This window comes from Trichlorobacter sp. (genome assembly GCF_030247655.1).
Classification (GTDB): domain Bacteria; phylum Desulfobacterota; class Desulfuromonadia; order Geobacterales; family Pseudopelobacteraceae; genus Trichlorobacter.
Window position 1 is genome coordinate 1 of record NZ_JAOTRZ010000243.1, and the last position, 4108, is coordinate 4108.

Genomic DNA, 4108 nt, shown 5'->3' on the forward strand with positions numbered 1-4108 from the left:
CGTTCCGTTAATGGTGAGGTGGTTTCATCCACCTTTGATGAACCGGCGACCCGTCACGTTCAGGTGGCCGAGATGGTGATTGAAAAGGCCAAGCGGCTGGTAGAGCACAAAAAAGATGTCGTGATTCTGCTGGATTCCATTACCCGTCTGGCCCGTGCCTACAACACCGTGCTGCCACCTTCCGGCAAGATCCTGACTGGTGGTGTGGATGCCAACGCCCTGCAGAAGCCGAAGCGGTTCTTTGGTGCAGCCCGTAACATTGAAGAAGGCGGTTCGCTGACCATCATCGCCACCGCTCTGGTGGATACCGGTAGCAAGATGGATGAAGTTATCTTTGAGGAGTTCAAGGGCACCGGTAACATGGAGGTCCACCTGGATCGCCGTCTGGTTGAAAAACGTACCTTCCCTGCTATTGATATCAATAAGTCCGGCACCCGTAAGGAAGAGTTGCTGATTGAGCGGATATCGCTGAACCGGATCTGGATCCTGCGCAAGATCCTGCATCCGATGAACGTGGTGGATGCCATGGAATTTCTGCTGGATAAACTGTCTGAGACCAAGGGCAATCAGGATTTCCTCGATTCCATGAACAAGTAGTCTGTAGTCTGTTCAAAAAAGTGCTTGATGTTTTTTGTGTAAATCCGATATCCTGCAATTTGGCCAATACACAGCTTTATTAAACGAGCTGCAATTATCAGGAGGTAGCAGATGAAAGAAGGAATTCACCCGATGTACAACGAAGTAACCGTTAAATGTGCCTGTGGCAACAGCTTTCAGACCCGTTCCACCCGCAAGGAAATCTTTACCGAGATTTGTTCTGCCTGCCACCCTTTCTTCACTGGCAAGCAGAAGCTGGTTGATACTGCTGGTCGTGTTGAGCGGTTTAAGAAGCGTTACGGCCAGGCTTAGCTTAGTAGCCAGTATTGTCAGGGGGGGTGCGTCGTAAGGCGCAGCCCCCTTTTTGCATCTTGCGGGGATCGTATGAATATTGAACTACTGCATCACACCCCTGAACCTGAACGGACCGTTGCCCTGGCGGCACGGCTCTGCTATTCCCCCACCGGTCTTGCTGAGCTGAAGGAAAAGATCGGTAGCGGTGATATCCGCCAGTTTATCGACAAGATCATGTCCCTTGGCCACCACTCGGTGCTGGAGCATGCCTCTTTTACCTTTGGAGTGGAGGGGATCTCAAGGGTTACTTCCCACCAGTTGGTGCGTCACCGGGTGGCCTCCTATTCCCAGCAATCCCAGCGCTATGTCTCCCATGTTGAGCGCTTTGATGCGGTCGTCCCACCGTCGATTGATTCCAATGAGGAAGCAAAACGGATCTTTGATTTCACGGTCGGGGTGGTGCATCAGGCCTATAAGCAACTGGTGGAGATGGGGGTGCAGCCTGAGGATGCCCGTTACCTGCTGCCCAATGCCACTGAGACCAAGGTCATCATCACCATGAATGCCCGTGAACTGCTGCATTTCTTTAAACTGCGCTGTTGCATGCGTGCCCAGTGGGAGATCAGGAGTATGGCGGTGGGGATGTTGAAGCTGGCCAAGCAGGCCGCCCCTACCATTTTCCGTGATGCCGGTCCCGGCTGTGTTGCCGGTCCCTGTCCGGAAGGTGAATTCTGCTGTGGCCGTACGGCCCAGGTGCGTAAGCAGTTCAGGAGTCTTACCTAAATGGAAAAAATCAATATCGGTGGTCAGGCCATACTTGAAGGGGTGATGATGCGTGCCCCCCGGGCCATGGCCATTGCGGTCAGACGTCCCAGTGGCGAGATCGTGGTCAAACGGGAGCAGATGCCTCCCCTTTCAGAACGGTATCCGATTGTGAAACTGCCGATTCTGCGTGGGGCTGTTGCCCTGTTCACGTCGCTGATTCTGGGGATCAAGGCGCTGAACTTTTCCGCCAATGAGGCGCTTGAAGAAGAGGTTGACGAGAACGGCGAGAGTAAAAAAGAAGAACTGACCTCCTGGGCCCTGGCCGGTACCATGGCGGTGGCCTTTGGTTTCGGCATCGCCCTGTTCTTTTTTCTGCCCCTGTACCTGACCAAGCTGCTGGTGCCGATTATCGGTGATCACAACGTGGTTTTTAACCTGGTGGATGGCGTGATCAGGGTGATTGTTTTCCTGATCTACATCTGGTCAATTGCCCGAATGAAGGATATCCAGCGGGTTTTTCAATACCACGGCGCTGAGCACAAAACGATCTTTGCCTTTGAAGCAGGTGCAGAGCTGACGGTTGAACGGGTAAAGAGTTTCAGCCGCCTGCATCCCCGCTGCGGCACCAGTTTTCTGCTGATTGTGATGTTGGTCAGTATCGGTGTTTTCTCTCTGATCCCCAAGGCGTGGCCCTTTGTCTACAAGGCATTGTCGCGGGTGGTGCTGTTGCCGCTGATTGCCGGTATCTCCTACGAGTTTCTGAAGTGGAGCGCCAAAAACGATCAGAATCCGCTGGTGAAGCTGGTGATTACTCCTGGACTGGCGTTACAACGTCTGACCACCCGAGAGCCGGATGATGACCAGATTGAGGTGGCGATCCGTTCGGTTAAGGAAGCGCTTGATGAGAATGGTGGCTATTCTGACGACAGACTTGTTGTGTGAGGAATTAACAGATGTTTGACAAAATACAGGATTTAGAGATCCGTTTTCAGGAACTGGAATCATTGCTGTCCGATCCAACGGTGATTGCCAACCAGCCCGAGTTCCGTAAGCTCTCCCGTGAACATGCAGATCTGGCCCCGCTGATCGAGGCCTTTCGGCGCTATAAAAAGGTGCAGGAGGAGCTGCAAGAGAATCAGGAGCTGCTGTCTGATCCAGAGATGAAGGAGATGGCGGAAGAAGAGATCAGTCGTCTCAGCGAAGAAAAAGAGCGTCTTGATGCAGAGATCAAGATCCTGCTGCTTCCTAAAGATCCCAATGATTCCCGTGACGTTATTCTGGAGATTCGGGCTGGAACGGGCGGCGATGAGTCAGCCCTGTTCAGTGGCGATCTGTTTCGGATGTACTCCCGGTTTGCCGAGAAGAACCGCTGGAAGGTGGAAATGCTTTCCTGCTCCGAGTCAGAGCGCGGTGGCTACAAAGAGGTGATCGCCTCCATTGAGGGGCAGGATGTCTTTGCCAAGCTGAAGTATGAATCCGGTACTCACCGGGTTCAACGGGTGCCTGAAACCGAAGCCCAGGGCAGAATTCATACCTCTGCCTGCACCGTGGCGATCATGGCCGAGGCAGAGGATGTGGATATCGACATCAGACCGGACGATCTGAAGATTGATGTCTATCGTTCTTCCGGTGCCGGTGGTCAGCACGTTAACACCACCGATTCGGCGGTTCGGATCACTCACTTGCCAACCGGTACGGTGGTGGCCTGTCAGGAAGAGCGTAGCCAGATCAAGAACCGGGCCAAGGCGATGAAGGTCTTGAAGACCCGCATTCTGGACAATATCCTGCAGGAACAAAATTCAAAAATGGCGGCAGACCGCAAGCAGCAGGTGGGGTCTGGTGATCGTTCCGAGCGGATTCGCACCTACAACTTCCCCCAGGGCAGGATGACTGATCACCGCATCGGCCTGACACTTTATCGGCTGGATTCAATTATGGCAGGCGACATTGAAGAGATTACAGATTCCCTGCGTACCTTTTACCAGATGGAAGCACTTAAAGCCCAAAGTGAAGGTAACTGATGGCGCTTCCAGCTCACGGCGCTAGCGGCGTTGGTTCGTCGCCGACTCCTCGACGTAGTGCCATCTACGCCTGCGTCGCCGGACTTCTCACCGCCTTGCTATCACCCGTGACCTGAAACCGCCAGGTTTATCCCTCTATGCCTACTGAAACAGAGATATGGACTACCCTCAAGGTTCTGACCTGGACGGTCGGCTACCTGGCTGAAAAAGGGGTGGAAAATGCCCGCCGTGAGGCAGAATGGCTGCTGTGTGAGGCCACCGGTCTTGACCGGATGGGGCTCTACCTGAACTTTGACAAGCCGTTGCAGGATGATGAGCTGACCCTCTATCGCAGTATGGTGGCCCGTCGCGGCAGGCGCGAACCGTTGCAGCATATCCTGGGTAGCCAGGAGTTTGACGGGCGTGAATTTCTCGTTACCAATGATGTCTCT

General features: G+C 53.7%; 5 protein-coding genes and 1 pseudogene. All 6 read left to right on the plus strand.

The features are described from left to right. A partial coding sequence (gene rho / locus OEL57_RS14770) for a transcription termination factor Rho (RefSeq protein WP_300741498.1) occupies positions 1 to 597 on the plus strand: 597 nt, incomplete at its 5' end. A 111-nt stretch (positions 598 to 708) separates the two neighbouring features. Continuing rightward, a complete protein-coding gene (gene rpmE, locus OEL57_RS14775; protein ID WP_078789211.1) occupies positions 709 to 909 on the plus strand; it encodes a 50S ribosomal protein L31 in 201 nt (66 codons plus the stop codon). 72 nt (positions 910 to 981) lie between these two features. Then, positions 982 to 1674 (plus strand): FAD-dependent thymidylate synthase, encoded by a 693-nt coding sequence (gene thyX, locus OEL57_RS14780; RefSeq protein ID WP_300741501.1) that lies wholly within the window; start codon positions 982 to 984, stop codon positions 1672 to 1674. Continuing rightward, positions 1675 to 2598, plus strand: coding sequence for a DUF1385 domain-containing protein (locus OEL57_RS14785; protein WP_300741503.1), 924 nt, complete (start codon positions 1675 to 1677; stop codon positions 2596 to 2598). 11 nt (positions 2599 to 2609) lie between these two features. Beyond that, on the plus strand, positions 2610 to 3677 hold the full coding sequence (gene prfA / locus OEL57_RS14790) for a peptide chain release factor 1 (protein ID WP_300741505.1): 1068 nt from the start codon (positions 2610 to 2612) through the stop codon (positions 3675 to 3677). A 137-nt stretch (positions 3678 to 3814) separates the two neighbouring features. Continuing rightward, positions 3815 to 4108 (plus strand): annotated as a pseudogene (locus OEL57_RS14795) (protein-(glutamine-N5) methyltransferase, release factor-specific); the annotation flags it as partial.

Bases quoted from the DNA above. Each gene is read 5' to 3' on its own strand.
- rpmE (WP_078789211.1), top strand. From the start codon at position 709: ATGAAAGAAGGAATTCACCCGATGTACAACGAAGTAACCGTTAAATGT.
- thyX (WP_300741501.1), top strand. From the start codon at position 982: ATGAATATTGAACTACTGCATCACACCCCTGAACCTGAACGGACCGTT.
- OEL57_RS14785 (WP_300741503.1), top strand. From the start codon at position 1,675: ATGGAAAAAATCAATATCGGTGGTCAGGCCATACTTGAAGGGGTGATG.
- prfA (WP_300741505.1), top strand. From the start codon at position 2,610: ATGTTTGACAAAATACAGGATTTAGAGATCCGTTTTCAGGAACTGGAA.